We start from the raw sequence: 17,189 nt of genomic DNA, 5'->3' as shown, positions 1-17,189 counted from the left end.
TGGAAAAATGCAGACAACAAACACTAACAACGGCTTTAGCATCAGTGCTACTTCTATCCGCCAACATATTGGTACACTCATGCTCACCTTGGCTGTGATCGTCATGGGCGTATTTTTCATTATTCGTTTACCTGTAGATTTACTTCCATCTATTACCTATCCTCGGATTGGGGTGCGGATAGAAGCCCCAGGGATTTCTCCAGAGGTAGCAGTTGATGAAGTCACCAAACGTTTAGAAGAAGCCTTTTCCGCGACAGAAGGTGTAATTCAGGTGTTTTCCCAAACCCGTGAAGGTCAAATTAGTTTGGATTTATACTTTCGACCGGGAGGAAATATTGACCAAGCCCTTAATGATGCCACAGCAGCCTTTAACCGATCTAGAAACCGATTACCAGATAATATTCAAGAAGCACGGGTATTTAAAATAGATCCTTCCCAATTACCTGTTTATGAATTTGCGATCACTTCACCCGCGCTTAAAGGTGTTGATTTACGAGTTTTTGCCGAAGAAGAACTAGCTCGTGAATTGGGCGTAGTAGAAGGAGTTGCCGGGGTCAGTGTATCGGGAGGAGTGAAGGAGGAAGTCAGGGTAAATATTGATTTAGACCGCCTCCAAGCCGTTGGTGTAGGTTTGACAGATGTACTCAATGAACTCCAAAACCGCAACCAAGATATTTCCGGTGGTCGGATTTTAGGAACAAATTCAGAAGCTTTAACCCGGACTGTGGGACGCTTCAAAAGTGCTGATGAACTTAATAATCTTTCCTTTGAAGTATCCGCGCCAAATTCTGCTATCAAAAACCGTGTTTACTTGCGCGACTTTGCTGAAGTTATTGATGGGTCAGAAAAACAGCGCGTTTATGTTTTTCTCAATGGCGAAGAAGCAGTAAAAGTCAGCGTTCAAAAACAGCCTGATGCTAACACCATCAACGTTGTCGATGGTGTGAAAAACCGTCTAGCAGAACTGCAAAAAGGGGGTGTGATTCCTGTAGAAGCAACTCTCACGGCTACCTTAGATGAATCAAAATTTATCCGTAATTCTATAGCTAATGTGACCACTTCTGGGTTAATTGGCTCAGGTTTAGCTGCGATCGCAGTTTTACTCTTTTTGGGTTCTTTACGTCAAACCTTTATTATTGTTGTCGCCATTCCCCTAGCATCTTTGACAGCAATTATCTTCATGGGTTTATTTGGCTTGTCACTTAACGTTTTTAGCTTAGGTGGTTTAGCATTAGGCGTGGGAATTGTGGTTGATAATTCCATCGTCATGTTAGAAAACATAGCTGAGGGAATTAGTCAAGTAAAAATTCGCAATCAAGACTCAAAATTATCAGCTGCATCAATTATTCAACAATCTGAAGACAGCAGCCGAGAAGTAGAATCAGCTTTAGTTGCTTCCACTAGTACTAATTTAGTTGCAGTATTGCCATTTTTATTAATTGGTGGTTTTATCTCATTACTCTTCAACGAGTTAATTCTCACCATCAGCTTTTCCGTAGCGGCTTCCATTTTAATCGCCGTTACCGTGGTTCCCATGCTGACATCGCGCTTATTAAGTTTACCCTTTTCCAGTTCCCTCAATAATTTTTGGCCATTGCGGGTATTTAATAACCGTTTTGAGGCAGCCACAAGAGCTTATAGCAGTTTTTTAAGTGGGATATTGCGGTGGCGATTGTTGACAATTGCGATCGCTATTATCTTATTAGGTGGTGGTAGTTGGTGGATAGCGCCTCAACTTCCCCAAGAAATTCTCCCTCGCATCAATACCGGACAAGTCAACTTAATTGCCCAGTTTCCCCCCGGTATACCCTTAGAAACTAACCAAAAAGTCATGAAAGCTGTAGATGACATTCTCCGTCAACAGCCAGAAACAGAATATGTATTCTCTACAGTTGGCGGTTTTCTATTTGGTAACAACAGCACTGCTAACCCTCTGCGAAGTTCCAGTACTATTACCCTTAAACCAGACACAAATATAGAGACTTATGTTGAACGTGTCACCAAAGAATTTAGCAAGCTGAACTTAGTAGATATTCGTCTCCGTCTCAACCCTGGTCAAGTGCGGGGTTTAATTCTTAACAACTCTCCTATCCGCAATGCTGATGTTGATATCATTCTCCAAGGAAATGATTCCGACACTTTAGAACGAGCCGGTCGGGAATTATTAGCAAGTTTAGAACAAAAAGCCACCGCAGTCCGTTTCCGTCCTGATGCAGATGCGCGTCAACCAGAAATTCAGATATTACCCGACTGGGAACGAGTTGCAAAAGTTGGTTTAAATACCAAAGATATTGGAGACACAATCCAGACTGCAATTGAAGGTAGTATACCCACCCAGCTACAACGCAATAACCGTTTAGTTGATGTCCGGGTACAGTTAAACGAAGCTGCTGTACAATCAACTTCTCAGTTAGAAAGATTACCTCTATTTATGGAAGGTAATCAACAAATCCGCTTGAGTGATGTAGCGAAAATTGCCGAAGCTCAAGCACCAGGAGAAATTCAACGGATTAATCAGCGTCAAGTCTTCCTCATAGCTGGTAATTTAGCAGAAGGAGCAAGTCTAACTCAAGCCTTAGAACAGGTAGATCAAGTCCTCAACAGTGCAAATTTACCTCAAGGGGTGAGTCTTTTACCCAGTGCGACAGCTGAATCTAATAAAGAACTACAAAACTCGCTGCAAGTGTTAGGAGGATTAGCGATCTTCTTAGTCTTTGTAGTTATGGCTGTGCAGTACAATTCCCTCGTAGACCCTTTAGTAATTTTGTTTACCATTCCTCTAGCATTAGCCGGGGGTATTTTTGGGCTTTATGTCACTGAAACTGCTATTGGTGCAACAGTAGTTGTCGGTGCGGTCTTGTTAGTAGGGATAGTGGTTAACAACGCCATTATTATGGTGGAACTAGCTAATCAACTTCGGGAACGAGAAAAGATTGACCGCAAAACCGCAATTTTAAAAGCTGCACCCCAGCGTTTACGACCCATTTTGATGACAACCATTACCACTGTTTTAGGTATGTTCCCTCTTGCATTGGGAATTGGAGAAGGTTCAGAATTTCTCCAACCATTGGGTGTGGTCGTATTTTCTGGTTTGTCTTTAGCAACGCTGCTAACACTGTTTATAATTCCCTGTTTTTATACTTTGCTACACGATTTAATCGGTGGACGTTGGGCAAAACCCATATTTATCAGGTTGCGGATTTGGAAAAAGAAGTATCAGTGAAATATTTTCTCCTTTACTTTTTCCTCTTTTACCAATTCCTTATATACTGCTAATGTTTCCTGATGTACACGTGCAATATTCAGCGACTCTAAATTTTCCTGTGACCGATGTTTCCAAGTTTGGAGAATGTTTGGGTTGCTTAATAGCTTGACTAATGCTTCAGCTAAAGCTTGACTATTTTGAGTAGGTACTAAAACTCCAGCTTGACCATGATCTAAGGCTTCGGGGATGCCGTCTACCTCTGTTGCAATAATGGCAGTCCCGGCTTCCCTGGCTTCTGAAAGTACAAGGGGACATGGGTCACGGTGAGAAGCAAGAACAAAAATATCACAAGAGAGTAAGTAGCGTTGTGGTTCTGTTTGAAACCCTTCAAAATGGATACGATCGCTCACAGAAGTGGCTTGTGCTTGTGCTGCAAACATTTCTATATCGGGACCATTTCCCACTAGATAAAGATGTGCTGTGGGGAAATCCGGGGAAATTTTCTCAAAAGCAGCGATTAATTCGGTGATACCTTTACGTTTATACATTCCCGCTACAGTTGCGATCGCAGGATGTTGTAAATTTAAAGGTTGATAATCCGATATTTGTCGGGTACGAGGACTACCTAAAGTCCCATTGCGAACTACTCGCAACTTATTTTCTGCTACACCACGTCGCACCATCGAAATTTGCACAGACTTACTGACAGCAATTACTCTTTCAGCTAAACCCATTAGTAAACTAGCACGCTGGAATTCATTATGTACTGTAGAAACTAAAGCATACTTGTTTTTGAATTTCAAAAAATGTGCTAAAACTAAGCCCGTCATCATATGGGCATGAACAATCTCCGGCTTAAATTCTTGTACAATTGCTCGATAAGCCACCGCTGCTTTTATTATATTTATCGGCTGGCGATTTTGGTCTATTTGGTAGTGTCTAACACCAAATCTATGCAATAGTTTTTCATACTCTCCCCCACCTGAAATTATTGCTACTTCATTACCATTTTTTGCCTGCAAACACGCAAGATCCACAGCTACATTAACAATACCATTACCTATTTCTTGAATATGATTCAATATATGTATGATTCGCATAACCTTGAAAAGGCTTGTTTTAATTGTACAGTTATTTAAATAAAATAGAAGGACATTAAAACTCCTTCTAAGAGGATATTTGAGAGGTTTATTCCCAGCATTTTTGTCATTTTGACACTTTGTAAAATCAAAGAAAAAATATCTTTCCTTAATTTAGGAGATGCTGAAAGTTACGGTTCCCTTTAAGAATAAATTGCCATCTATCTTCCTAACCTGAGTTAAGTAAGCTAAAGCATGACATTTTACACTTTTTAGATATCCTCTAAGTTTCCTTATATCTTATTCCTCATAAGTTTTATGTTATTGCAGTTTCTATTTCTGCTCTATCATATACAAGATGATTATATTGTCTCTACTCCTATATGGATATTTTTTGTTAGCTTTAATTGTCACTTGTAAATAAACTTTCATTTACGGAACAAATAATCAGCAAGTAAATTACAAGCAGTATGTTTTTGTCCACAGTATATTAAACTCAAAAGATACAATAAATAATTGAATTGTAAAAATTATTAATCACATCAAAGTTATTCGACGGATTGGATCATTTTGAAATTTGAAAAGACGTGTGAAAATAACTGATAGCAGAATTTTCCAAGCCTTAAAAGAAAAAATTGTTAAATCTAGTATTGGTAATAAATTTCTAAAATTTCTTTGCTTGATTGCTACCAAAATCCAATGTAATTTTAAGTATTTCTGTATATCTTTAAAATCAGGTATCTTAGAGCGATGCTGTTCGTTCACTAATGTGTAAATCTTTTTCTTCATCAGAATATTTGTAGCTAATCGTTGAGATAAAGAAATTTTTTGATTATAAGCACCAGTCCAAACAGTACGATAGGCAAGGCATTGATTTAGGAAAATAGCATCGCCAAACTGGGAAATATGAATCCATGAATCAATATCATCACAATTAGTATTAAGTGTAGAGTCCCAACCTTCTGTTTTCATAAAAGCATCACGCCGACAAGCTACCTGGGCAGGTGTACCAAAAGGTACAAGTTCTAAGAGCATACCGTAGTGAAGATCCGCTTGCGGGATATAGCAAGCTAAACTGCTTCCAGATGGTCGAGTGCGACTGAGTTCTACTTCTTTACTATCCACTTGAGCCGCAATACAAGAACATATGACAGCATGGGGATGGATAGAAATAGCTTTTTCCATTTCTTCAAGACAATTCGGCGCTAAGTAGTCGTCATCATCCAAAAACTTAATCCATTCACCGTTAGCTTTGGCTATACCAATATTTACAGATGCAGCATGACCTTGATTAACTGGGTTACGATGATAAACTATGCTATTTCCCAAGCTTTTAACAAAAACATCTGTATCATCAGATGAGCAGTCGTCCACAACAACTACCTCGCAATCAATCGTCTGGTTCAGCGCTGAGTAAATTGCTCTTTTCAGCAGATGTAAACGGTTGTAAGTGCTGATGAGAATGGTAAATTTCATAAAAAATACTGAACTGAATTCAGAAATACAACAGATATTGTGATGTTAATAGGATAAATTAGCGCTACTTTATTTAGTGTTCCCAATTGGATAGCTAAAATTGACCTCTATTTTCTAAAATTTAGCTACTAAGTGTTTTAATACAAAAAATCAACAATCTCAAATATCTGGACTGTCAGGCAGTTATAGATTTATGATTGATGATTGTGGGTTTTTTTCAGAAATATAGATAAATTATGAACGCTCAAGAGATTATCCGCTCTATTGAAGCGGAACACCTAAAATCAGATATCCCCATCATTTATGTGGGTGATACAGTTCGGGTGGGAGTCAAAATTAAAGAAGGCGATAAATATCGCGTCCAACCCTATGAAGGAGTGGTAATTGGGAAACGTAACGGCGGCATCAACGAAACAATCACCGTCCGTCGAGTTTTCCAAGGTGTGGGAGTTGAGCGAGTATTTTTGCTGCACTCTCCCAGAATTGACAACATCAAAGTCCTACGTCGTGGTAGAGTACGACGCGCTAAACTATATTATCTGCGCGATCGCGTCGGTAAAGCAACCCGAATTAAGCAACGGTTTGACCGCGCCTTGTGATCTCTTCTCGTCCAACTTAGGAGCGCAATCGCAAGCCACAAGCGGCATCCGCCGCTAATTTGCATTTTCAACAAAAACAGGTTATAATCAAAGTCGAAATTGCGTTAAACTAAAAAAGTTCAGCGCAATGACTGAAACAAAGACAGCTTGTGCGCTCTTAGTTCAGTTGGTAGAACGCAGGTCTCCAAAACCTGATGTCGGGGGTTCAAGTCCTCCAGGGCGCGCTCAAAAGCAAAAAATATTGCCCGAAGCAAAAACGCATCTGTTGAATAAGCAGTTAGCGTTGATTATTTCGGGTATAATTATTTTTTACTTGCAGCTTTCTTGTTTCCATATTAAATGGGGTCGAAGCTGTAAACCTTGGCGAAAAATAGCAAGGTGTAGCTATGTAAGAAACGGGGGGGATAACGACCGTGGCCAAAAAAAATGAAGCAGAAATGCCAGAAACCGGAAATGGGTTTAGCTTAAACAACTTCTTCCAAGGAACAAAAGAAGAACTTGAGAAAGTAGTTTGGCCTAGTCGGAAGCAGTTGGTGAGCGAATCAGCAGCTGTGTTGTTAATGGTGACACTCTCCGCATCTTTGATATATTTGGTCGATGGATTGTTTGCTTGGGCAGCAAAACAGGTATTCTGATGACTTCTGCAACAGATGAACCACGCAACACTTTGCAGTCGGAGGAAGCGCTAGAAACAGCGCATAAGGAAGCACGCTGGTATGCAGTGCAAGTAGCCTCAGGCTGTGAAAAACGCGTGAAAACAAACTTAGAACAGCGCATCCAAACTTTTGATGTTGCTGATAAAATCATCCAAGTGGAGATTCCTCACACACCAACGGTGAAAATCCGTAAGGATGGTAAACGCCAGCCAGCAGAGGAAAAAGTATTCCCTGGTTATGTGTTGGTGCGAATGTTGATGAATGATGATACTTGGCAGGTGGTACGTAACACCTCCCACGTAATTAATTTCGTGGGAGCAGAACAAAAACGTGGCACAGGTAAAGGTCGCGGTCACGTCAAACCATTACCCCTGAGTCATTTAGAAGTTGAACGCATCTTCAAACAAACCAGTGAACAAGAACCGATAGTCAAAATTGATATGGCTACAGGTGATAAGATAATGGTGCTTTCTGGTCCATTTAAGGACTTTGAAGGAGAGGTGATTGACGTTTCGCCAGAACGGAGTAAGCTAAAAGCTCTACTCTCGATTTTCGGAAGGGATACACCAGTAGAATTGGAATTTAATCAGGTAGAAAAACAGAGCTAAATCCAAATGGCGAAGAAAGTAGTAGCGGTCATTAAACTGGCCCTGAATGCTGGAAAAGCCAACCCAGCACCGCCAGTAGGCCCAGCATTGGGTCAACATGGCGTTAACATCATGATGTTTTGCAAAGAGTACAACGCCAAAACAGCAGACCAAGCTGGAATGGTAATACCTGTAGAAATTTCGGTTTTTGAAGACCGGAGCTTTACATTTGTACTCAAAACACCACCAGCATCAGTATTGATTCGCAAGGCAGCGAAAATAGAAAGAGGCTCTAATGAACCCAACAAAAAGAAAGTTGGGAGCATCACCAGAGTGCAATTGCGGGAAATTGCTCAAACCAAACTTCCTGACCTCAATGCCAATGATATTGATGCGGCAATGAATATTGTGGAAGGAACAGCCAAAAATATGGGTGTTACCATCACAGACTAAAAACTTAATAAATTTTGAGTTTTGAAAACTGAGTTAAAAATTAGACTCAATCCAAAATCCAAAATTTAAAAACCAAAATTGTATCGGGGGAGAGGCTAAAAACTTCGGAATTACCCCAGGAGAAAAAAATGGGCAAGAAATTATCACGGCGCTTGCAGGCATTGCAAGAAAAAGTGGAAGATAGGGACTACACACCGGTAGAAGCATTAGCTTTGCTGAAAGAAACAGCAACAGCTAAATTCGCAGAAGCCGTAGAAGCTCATATCAGACTAGGAATTGACCCGAAGTATACAGATCAACAGTTGCGGACAACTGTGGCACTGCCTAAAGGAACAGGACAAATTGTCCGAGTGGCAGTTATTGCTAGAGGTGAAAAGGTTACAGAAGCAACCAACGCTGGTGCTGATATAGCTGGTTCAGAAGAACTGATTGAAGATATTCAAAAAGGGATGATGGACTTCGACAAGCTAATTGCTACACCAGATGTAATGCCAATGGTGGCAAAACTGGGTAAGTTGCTTGGGCCTCGTGGTTTGATGCCATCACCTAAAGGTGGAACAGTAACATTTGACGTAGCAAGTGCGATCGCTGAATTCAAAGCTGGTAAATTAGAATTCCGTGCTGATCGGACTGGAATTGTCCATGTTATGTTTGGTAAAGCATCCTTCGCACCTGAAGATTTGTTGGTCAATCTCAAAGCTCTGCAAGAGACCATTGACCGTAACCGTCCTTCAGGAGCCAAAGGTCGTTACTGGCGTACATTGTATGTGTCCGCTACTATGGGTCCATCCATTAAAGTAGATATCAGCGCCCTACGAGATTTAAAACTGACCGACGCTGCATAATTTTGGCCATTAGCTATTTTTCCTTGGCAAATGACCAATGACTAATGACTAATGACTAATAACAAAATTTAATAAGCAAAGCCGGAGACAGCAGGTGCTAATAGCTTAATATCCTGCCGAGGTTACTACTTTCATGGCCTAAAGTTTGACAAAAACAGTTTAACAACTGTGCCATCAAAAGTACTAATGTGAAACCCCGGCAAATGTAGCTGGGGTTTGTTGTTTTCGGCTGGTCAGGATAGAAGGTTACAGATTACAGGTGACAGTGAAAAGTGAACAGTAATAAGTAGCTAAATCGCCGGTCACTAATAAGATTTTGCCCTTGGAGGTGAAACGAGTATGGGTAGAACGTTAGAAAACAAAAAAGAGATTGTAGCTGACCTCAAAGTTTCTTTGAGTGAGTCAACTTTGGCACTGGTAATTGATTATCAGGGTTTAACAGTTGCCGAAATCACTGACTTAAGACGGCGGTTACGTCCTAGTGGCACTGTTTGTAAGGTGACAAAAAACACCTTTATGGGCATTGCCATTCAAGACGAAGAAAAATGGCAGCCTTTGTCAGAATTGCTCAATGGCGCTTCTGCCTTTTTGCTAGTCAAAGAGGATTTTTCATCGGCAATTAAGAGTTACCAAGAGTTCCAAAAAGTTACCAAGAAGACCGCACTTCGTGGTGGCGTTATGGAAGGGCGCTTGCTGAAAGAAACAGATGTCAAGGCTTTAGGAGACTTGCCATCTAAAGAACAACTTATGGCACAAATTGCCGGCGCTATCAACGCCTTGGCTACCAAAGTTGCTGTGGGTATCAACGAAGTTCCCAGTTCTTTGGCTCGCGCTATTCAGGCTGTTGCTGATAAAGAACAAGGTGGTAGCACCGAAAGTACAGAAAGTGCTGAAAGTGCTGAAAGTGCTAGTGAGTAATCGGTAATGGGTAATAGTTTTTTGCCAATTACAAATTACCAATCATCAACAAAAAATTCAAAATTATTTAGGAGTCATATCCATGTCTGCTGCAACCGAACAAATTTTAGAACAATTGAAATCTTTGACTTTGCTGGAAGCTTCTGAATTAGTTAAGCAAATTGAAGAAGCTTTTGGTGTGAGTGCTGCTCCAGCTGCTGGTGGGATGATGATGATGGCTGCTCCTGGTGCTGCTGCTGCTGAACCAGTAGAAGAAAAAACCGAGTTTGATGCGGTTCTGGAATCAGTTCCAGCTGATAAGAAGATTGCTGTCCTGAAGATTGTCCGTGAAATCACAGGTTTAGGTCTGAAAGAAGCTAAGGACTTAGTAGAAGCTGCTCCTAAGGCAATTAAGGAAGCTGTAGCTAAGGAAGCTGCTGAGGATATCAAGAAGCGTGTTGAAGAAGCTGGCGGTAAGGTAGTAATCAAGTAATTAATAATTCGTAATTCGTAATTCGTAATTCGTAATTGAATTTTTCATTATCAATTATGAATTACTTTACCTTTTTATTTAAGGAGCCTAAATCAGGCTCCTTTTTTTGTGAAAGTATGAATTTCTAACATTGTTTAGCGTCCGCAGGATTTACAAAATCATGTAAGTCTTTGTCCCAAATACTAATGTAAATAAAATCGCAGTTTTGCCGCACAATTTGCCCTTTAACAGCACCTTGACTAAATTTAAAATTATCTTTTTGGCGCTGTTGTATTTGTTGTAGTCCTTGCTGAATTTCTCCCGTCGCTTGTCCGCCTAACATTCCATTCAATGTGGTCTGCATGACTTGGGGGTCTACAGATTGGGCAAAAGCCGCCTCTGTTTGGCGCAGTTTTCCTGAATTACGGTCAAATAAGTAGCCTAGATCAATTTGGTTAGGTACTACTTTATAAGTTACAGCACGAGTATTAGGCCACAAGCCTCTTAAATCTTTATTCTTACCAAGGGTTGCTTCTACGGTGCTTCTTGATGTACCTGTAGGAAAAGCTGGTACATTTTGCCTGGTATTAGTAGTAATTAATTGCTCACGCGACTTCTTTTTTTTCTGATCTGGCTTTTTCTGAGAATCTGTGAATACTTCTGCTGTGGAAACTATATCCGGTTGCTGCTGTTGATTTTCTATTTCTACTTGTGGTGTTGATAGGATTGGGGGTGCTGGAGTGTTTTCAATAACAGGCTCTTGATCTGGTGGTGATGTAAATGCTGTAGAGGGATTGGCTTCTGGTAAAGGCTGAGAAGTGATTCTTTGCTCAGTTGAGGGAGTGGGTGTCAGCGGAGTTGGGGTTGGCTCCACCACGGGGGAAGTTGTCGGTAAGGTATTGGGAGTTTGTGTTTCTGTAGCAACAGTAGTTGTGGGTGGCTGCTGGCGGGTAATGTTAGAAATTGCTACTGCACCAATTAAACTTCCTACTAGCACACTACCAAAAATCACAGCAGGTTTTTGCCAGTTTGTGGAATTGTTAGTTTCTCTAATAAAGGGAGTTTTTGCAGGTGGAGATATTGACTGGGTTGGCCTAATAGTAGCAGCAGGTGGACTCAGGCTAATTGTGGCGCTGGTAGCGGGAGATGGGCGAGAAATATTATTTGTTGATTTTAAAGCATAGAGCATTTTATTAGCTGTGGTGAAGCGATCGCTCGTTCGTGGTTCAATTGCTTGAGTAAGGATCTGTACCATTTCTGGAGATATACCAGCAGCGTATTGTTGCCACAGTATTTGCCCCGTCTGCGGGTGAGTTTCTAATTCTTGGGGTTGTTTGCCAGTCAGCAAATAAATCGCCGTCAAGCCTAAACTATAGATATCTGTGGCGTAAACTGGACGACCGATAGCTTGTTCACTCGGCATATAGCCAGGTGTGCCTATAACAATGGATTGTATAGGATTTCCCGAAGGATTGATGACAGTACGGATAGTCTCTTTAACCGCACCAAAATCAATTAAAACTGGTTTGTTATCTTGAGCGCGAAGAATAATATTATCTGGTTTTATATCTCGGTGAATAATGCCTTTGCTGTGGACATAATCCAATACTGACAGCAAACTTAACAGAATTTCCCGAACGATAGTTTCAGCTATATATCCTTTAGCTTCCATCATCTGGCTGAGAGTTTGTCCATGAATCCATTCTTGAACGAGGTAAAACTGCCCATTTTCAGAAAAATAAGCGTAAAGTTTAGGAATTTGATCACTACTTTCACCCAGGTATTCCAAGGTAGCCGCTTCTCTTTCAAACCGCTGTTGAATAATTTGATAGGTTTGTGGATCATTACTAATCGGTTTGAGTTGCTTGATTACACAGCGACGACGAGAAGGCATATGGGTATCTTCTGCGAGAAAAGTTTCCCCAAACCCACCAGCACCAAGTATCTGGATAACTTGATAGCGATTGTTTAGCAGTATTTGTTTCATGAAAGGTTAGATGCGATATCCTTCCCAAATGTATATCAGATACTTTGACGATGTAGCGATGGGATGTTTCCCACTTTTGACGCTAAGGTGTTGACTTTCGTTTTTTAGTTGTAGGCTGACTAGCTCTTGATTCTAAGGTAAATATGGGAATTTCCTCCAGTTCAGCCTCACTTAAATTATACTGTTCACAAACTAAACTTAAGCGATTTCCCGGTGTTTTGACTGCATTAACAGAATGGGTTAAATCACCTTGAAAGTAAACTAGGGTATTAGTTTGGGGTGTGACTTTCCCTACTTGGCGTTTAGTTGATTTCAGCATTAATTCCCCTCCTTCCATGTTTTCTGGTACACGCACATAGAGAACACTAACAATGTTAGGTGGTTCAATAGTTTTGCAATAGGAACGCAAAGAACGATCTATGTGTGGATCAACACGGGAACCTTCTTTTAGCAATAAGGGATTGAGGTAAAAAGCATTACAATTTGACTGAAGAGCTAAATCCAAATAAGGCTTAAAAAAGGGAAATTTCTGTTCAACTGTTTTTATTCCCTCACGCTGAAATACTACAGAAAATCCCTTGGTATTGATAAAATCGCGGTTGAGGTTGTTAATAGAGAAGTAAGGACTAGCTTGAATTTCTCCCCACAAGTCATTAAGGTAATTATTAGGTAAAACGTTGGTTTGTAGTTGATAGTATTTCACATTCTGTAAATCACAAATTTATCTATTTAGCTTGGGGTGTGGAAAATAAAAAAATTTGTAAGAATTCAGGTGTGATGATTATGAGAAAATATCACTTCTCTCTATTACTGAATTTTATGAGGATTCTGACTGCTGACTCCTGAATTCTTACATTTTGAAAATTCATACACTCCGCAAAATTCGTTCAATCATTTGATTTGCTTGGGAAGCATAACCACCACCAAATAAATTAAAATGGTTTAAAACGTGATAAAGATTATAAAGTGTTTTCCGCTTTTCATAACCTTCATCTAAAGGAAATACTTCCGCATATCCTTGATAAAAAATCGGTGGGAAACCACCAAATAATTCTGTCATGGCAATATCAACTTCTCTATCGCCAAAATAAGTGGCTGGATCAAAAATTACGGGTTCACCGTCAATAGTACACCCCGCATTTCCTCCCCATAAATCTCCATGTACTAAAGAGGGTTGGACATGATGATCTACTAATAATTCTGGAATAGCAGCTAATAATTTATCTTCTAAGGGAAAACTCCCACCTCGTCGTCTTGCTAACTGAAATTGATAACCTAAACGATTTTGAGTATAAAATTCTGCCCAATTATCTATCCAAGTATTGATTTGCGGTGTGGAACCAATAGTATTATTTATATCCCAGCCAAAACCCTTTTGACTGGTAAATTTGTGCATTGCGGCTAATTTGCGTCCTGTTTCTTGCCATGATTTGCTATTAGCACCTGTCATTTCTAACCATTCCATCACAATGTATCCAGAATTACCAGATATACCCCAGCACACAGGTTGAGGAACACGGATAGTTTTTGTGTTATACATCTGCTGTAAACCCAGCATTTCAGATTCAAACATCGCCACTTGGGATGCTTGGTTAATTTTGACAAAATAGGTGAGTGTACTATCAGTAACTGCATAACCTTGGTTAATACAGCCGCCACTTACGGATAAATGTTGTGAAGTGTGAAATTTTTGGCCAGTTACTTGGCTAATATGAGTATCAATTTCTTGCCAAATCATAGTTTTTTATGGGGGCGAATTGTGATTCGCCCTTATTTTTCAGTTGTTAAGAAGAGATCATGAAGTGGGGAAAACTTGCCCCTACGCTGGTTTGATGACAACTACACCATAAGCATCTGGGGAAAGAAAGTCTGTTGCGGCTTGCATCAAGTCTGTTGCGTTCTGGGCTTGAATATAATCTGGATAATTAAATGCTGGTTCTAAATCGCCAATTAAAGATTGATAATAACCATATAAGCCGGCGCGATCGCTTGGAGTTTCATTTCCAAACACAAATCTATTGGCCACACGTCGCCGTACACGGTCAATTTCCGACTCTTTTACGAATTCTGTTTGTAATTTTCGCAGATGTTGTGCGATCGCTTCCTCTACTGCGGCTAAATCTTCAACTTCACACTTAGCCGAAACAGAAAATGCACCTTGTAACAAATGGCTCATATTGCTCACAGAAATTGTACTCACCAATCCTCTTTCTTCCCGTAAATCATAAACCAATCTTGATGTCCGTCCATGTCCTAAAATTCCTGCCAAAACATCCAGTGCATAAGTTTGATTTAGTTCCATTAACCCAGGAACTCGCCAAATCATCACCAACCTTGCTTGCTGGAGAGTTTCATCAATAAATTCTTGTCTGACAATTTCTGTAAACGCTGGTTCAGGAACAACTGTTGACTTTTGACTGTTAGCTATTGACTGCGGATTATTTTTGATCAAGCCTTCAGCCACAATCTCTACTAATTCCTCCACAGGTAAATTACCCACAGCTACAGCAGTAACTGACTGCGGTTGATACCAATGAGTATGGAAATCCCGCATTTGCTGTGGTTTTAGTTGAGAAATCACATCTTCTGGCCCTAGTACCGGACGACGGTAGGGTAGGGAATCAAAAGCAGTTTCCATGATTCGGCGAAAAATCCGCCGACGGGGATTATCCTCCGAACGTCTAATTTCTTCCAGAACTACCAAACGTTCCCGTTCAAAGGCATCATCAGGAATACTAGCATTAAATACCACATCCATTTGTAGTGGTGCTAATTCTGCAAAATCTTGAGGCGCACTATTTATATAGTAATGTGTATAGTCTTGGCTCGTAGCCGCATTAGTCACCGCACCCCGTTCTTCAATTCGCCTTTCAAACTCGCCACTTACCAATTGCTGTGTTCCCTTAAAAATCATATGCTCTAAAAAATGAGCCATACCGTTAATAGGATCTGATTCTACAGCGGAACCAATTTTTACCCATAAGCTGAGGTTAACCGCTTCTACCGGCATTTGCTCGGCGATGATAGTTAAACCATTAGGTAAATGGTGTAGCTTTGGAGCATTTAGGCGAGGAAATTGTAGCAATGTTGATGTCATTGGTAGTGGTGAGTGAAAGGCTAGGTTACTTCTTATATCTTACAACCCTCTTAATGCTGTAAACCTTGTAGAGACGTTTCAATTCAAACATTTAAAATATCACAGAAATAAAAGTGAGTATATAGTGCTTATACTTAACTAATAATAATTGTTTATATGTTATAATATAAAAAATACTAAAACTACTAAAACTACTAAAAATAAGCTTCACCGCAGATTTATCATCTCGATTATAAGAACTTTCTGAGAACAACAAAGCAGGAATACTAACTTCAAAAAAAGGAGTATTGACACCATGATAACTGTAAAGACCCTGTATGAAACCGACTTTAATCTCTGGTTAACGTGAGTTCGGTGTTAGGAGTTTCTCCTGCGGAGACGCTACGCGAACGGAGTTATGATTTTTAAGAGCGAGAGAGTAAGGGTTTGAGACTCCTACTTGTGGCGAGTTTTCCACAAATTATCTTATGTCGAACTCACGTCTGGTTAGAAGAAACTGCAATTCTCCTGAAAAAAGGAAAACTAGACCAATTAGATATCGAAAATTTACTTGAAGAAATTGAAGGGATGAGTCGCAAAGAAAAAGATGCTTTAGAAAGTAATCTAATTCGGGTAATTCAACATTTACTTAAGTGGCATTATCAGATAAAAAAACGCTCTCCCAGTTGGTCTTATACCATTATTGAAAACTCTCGCAGACTAAATAAAGCCTTTAAAAATAGTCCTAGTCTGAAGCCTTACTTCGATGCTGTATTTAATGAATGTTATCATGAAGCTTGTAAAGCTGCGACTGTTGAAACTCAACTTCCTTTAACTACTTTTCCTGAATCATATCCCTTTACCAAGTCTGATGTTTTGGATATTAATGTTGATGATTATTTGATTGAATAAAATCTAATTACTGACATTTTACATAAAATTATTCTCGTTTTAAATTTGATTATTTTTTTGGGTAGGCACGACTTCGACGAACTCAATCCAAGGATGCCTACCCTAGAAAAATTAGACCACTTCTATTACTAAATTTTCATCAACTTTTTGCCATTGGTGGAAAAACAGAAATACTTCTTGGTGATTCAGATGAGGGTAGAAATTTCTCTGCCAATAATTGTTGGAAAGTTTTTAATGAATCTTGCCAATTCTGAATTATATTTTGCAAGTCTTGCAGTTTTTCTGCGGGAATATTTCCTAACAAGGGGTAATTAAAGTTACCTGAAAATAAGATTGCTGATGCTTGTTTATCAGGAAATTGGACATTTACTTGATTGATGCCTAGGTTTAGTGTTCCCCGTTTCAAAGGATAAGTTAACTGTAAGGCAGCATTTACTTTTCCTCCGCCAAACTCCTGCCATGAACCAGGTGATAAAAGTTTACTGCATATGTATTCATAGGCATCGGCATCTGAGTTAAAGGTGACAAATCCTCTGGGGTTAATTCCTACTCGCTGATACTCTACTTGGGATAGTTTTTCTATTAGGTTTAAAGTAACTTTTGGTACTTGTATTTCTGCAATTGGTTTTGTGATTATGCTCTCTAATATGCTCACACTATTGGGCTGGGCTACGATTCCTAAACCACTGTTAAAAAAAAGCTGGACTACACCATTTGCGTAAACTGGCTGTTTTGCTAACTCCCAATCTGCGGGGATAATGCCTGTATATTTCAAGAAATCGGGTGTGAGGACGGTGGGATTAAGATTTTTGGCGGTAATAGCGATCGCAAATTCTTGAATTTCAAAATCTTTGCTCATAAACCTATGTATTTTTTGACAGTACCAATACTGTATAACCAAACATAAGTACAAATATAGCGTTTCCTAAAATTGATTTTCCTCAC

At 39.8% G+C, this 17,189-nt stretch carries 16 protein-coding genes, 1 tRNA gene and 1 other annotated feature; of the genes, 10 read left to right on the top strand and 7 right to left on the bottom strand.

The genetic code is table 11. The annotated features are described in order from the left end of the window. Window positions 1-7 precede the first annotated feature (7 nt). Window positions 8-3,223, top strand: coding sequence for an efflux RND transporter permease subunit (locus AC012T_RS15435; protein ID WP_487059653.1), 3,216 nt, complete (start codon window positions 8-10; stop codon window positions 3,221-3,223). Here AC012T_RS15435 and AC012T_RS15430 read toward each other — a convergent pair. Together AC012T_RS15430 and AC012T_RS15425 are read right to left on the bottom strand one after the other, a co-directional pair. After that, the gene (locus AC012T_RS15430; RefSeq protein WP_487059651.1) at window positions 3,217-4,305 is read right to left on the bottom strand and encodes a glycosyltransferase; all 1,089 of its coding nucleotides are present in this window, start codon (window positions 4,303-4,305) and stop codon (window positions 3,217-3,219) included. The genes AC012T_RS15435 and AC012T_RS15430 overlap by 7 nt on opposite strands. 516 nt (window positions 4,306-4,821) lie before the next feature. Beyond that, on the bottom strand, window positions 4,822-5,760 hold the full coding sequence (locus AC012T_RS15425; protein WP_487059649.1) for a glycosyltransferase family 2 protein: 939 nt from the start codon (window positions 5,758-5,760) through the stop codon (window positions 4,822-4,824). A 236-nt stretch (window positions 5,761-5,996) separates the two neighbouring features. On the opposite strand from AC012T_RS15425, the gene rplS reads away from it, so the two are divergent. From rplS to rplL, 8 genes are all read left to right on the top strand, one after another. After that, complete coding sequence (gene rplS / locus AC012T_RS15420) at window positions 5,997-6,359, top strand: 50S ribosomal protein L19 (protein WP_015214696.1); 363 nt, start codon at window positions 5,997-5,999, stop codon at window positions 6,357-6,359. 151 nt (window positions 6,360-6,510) lie between these two features. Continuing rightward, a tRNA-Trp gene (locus tag AC012T_RS15415) sits at window positions 6,511-6,583 on the top strand. Window positions 6,584-6,772: 189 nt separating this feature from the next. After that, window positions 6,773-6,994 (top strand): preprotein translocase subunit SecE, encoded by a 222-nt coding sequence (secE, locus tag AC012T_RS15410; RefSeq protein WP_013190422.1) that lies wholly within the window; start codon window positions 6,773-6,775, stop codon window positions 6,992-6,994. Further along, entirely contained in the window at window positions 6,994-7,623 is a 630-nt protein-coding gene (nusG, locus tag AC012T_RS15405) for a transcription termination/antitermination protein NusG (protein ID WP_487059646.1), read from the top strand. Before secE ends, nusG begins: the two co-directional genes overlap by 1 nt. A 6-nt stretch (window positions 7,624-7,629) precedes the next feature. After that, window positions 7,630-8,055: a 50S ribosomal protein L11 gene (rplK, locus tag AC012T_RS15400; protein WP_015214693.1), complete on the top strand. Its 426-nt coding sequence runs from the start codon at window positions 7,630-7,632 to the stop codon at window positions 8,053-8,055. Between the two features lie 128 nt (window positions 8,056-8,183). Next, on the top strand, window positions 8,184-8,900 hold the full coding sequence (rplA, locus tag AC012T_RS15395) for a 50S ribosomal protein L1 (protein ID WP_487059644.1): 717 nt from the start codon (window positions 8,184-8,186) through the stop codon (window positions 8,898-8,900). A 63-nt stretch (window positions 8,901-8,963) separates the two neighbouring features. Then, window positions 8,964-9,130, top strand: a sequence feature (ribosomal protein L10 leader region). A gap of 109 nt (window positions 9,131-9,239) precedes the next feature. Then, complete coding sequence (rplJ, locus tag AC012T_RS15390; RefSeq protein ID WP_487059642.1) at window positions 9,240-9,818, top strand: 50S ribosomal protein L10; 579 nt, start codon at window positions 9,240-9,242, stop codon at window positions 9,816-9,818. 82 nt (window positions 9,819-9,900) lie between these two features. After that, entirely contained in the window at window positions 9,901-10,290 is a 390-nt protein-coding gene (rplL, locus tag AC012T_RS15385) for a 50S ribosomal protein L7/L12 (RefSeq protein WP_487059640.1), read from the top strand. Between the two features lie 124 nt (window positions 10,291-10,414). Here rplL and AC012T_RS15380 read toward each other — a convergent pair whose 3' ends face one another. The 4 genes from AC012T_RS15380 to AC012T_RS15365 all read right to left on the bottom strand — a co-directional run bounded on the left by AC012T_RS15380 (window position 10,415) and on the right by AC012T_RS15365 (window position 15,353). Beyond that, window positions 10,415-12,256: a protein kinase domain-containing protein gene (locus tag AC012T_RS15380; RefSeq protein WP_487059638.1), complete on the bottom strand. Its 1,842-nt coding sequence runs from the start codon at window positions 12,254-12,256 to the stop codon at window positions 10,415-10,417. Between the two features lie 82 nt (window positions 12,257-12,338). Further along, window positions 12,339-12,959 (bottom strand): 2OG-Fe(II) oxygenase, encoded by a 621-nt coding sequence (locus AC012T_RS15375; RefSeq protein ID WP_487059636.1) that lies wholly within the window; start codon window positions 12,957-12,959, stop codon window positions 12,339-12,341. Window positions 12,960-13,121: 162 nt separating this feature from the next. Continuing rightward, window positions 13,122-13,994, bottom strand: a complete 873-nt coding sequence (locus AC012T_RS15370) for a fructosamine kinase family protein (RefSeq protein ID WP_487059634.1) — start codon at window positions 13,992-13,994, stop codon at window positions 13,122-13,124. Between the two features lie 81 nt (window positions 13,995-14,075). Continuing rightward, entirely contained in the window at window positions 14,076-15,353 is a 1,278-nt protein-coding gene (locus AC012T_RS15365) for a M16 family metallopeptidase (protein ID WP_487059632.1), read from the bottom strand. A 441-nt stretch (window positions 15,354-15,794) separates the two neighbouring features. On the opposite strand from AC012T_RS15365, the gene AC012T_RS15360 reads away from it, so the two are divergent. Next, entirely contained in the window at window positions 15,795-16,244 is a 450-nt protein-coding gene (locus tag AC012T_RS15360; RefSeq protein ID WP_487059630.1) for a DUF29 domain-containing protein, read from the top strand. 139 nt (window positions 16,245-16,383) lie between these two features. On the opposite strand, the gene AC012T_RS15355 is transcribed toward AC012T_RS15360, so the two are convergent. After that, window positions 16,384-17,103 (bottom strand): hypothetical protein, encoded by a 720-nt coding sequence (locus AC012T_RS15355; protein WP_487059628.1) that lies wholly within the window; start codon window positions 17,101-17,103, stop codon window positions 16,384-16,386. Window positions 17,104-17,189: the final 86 nt, after the last annotated feature.

This window comes from Anabaena sp. EIM26, from assembly GCF_057568715.1.
The sequence above is the reverse complement of the archived record's forward strand: the minus strand, read 5'-3'. Positions and strand labels throughout refer to the sequence as shown.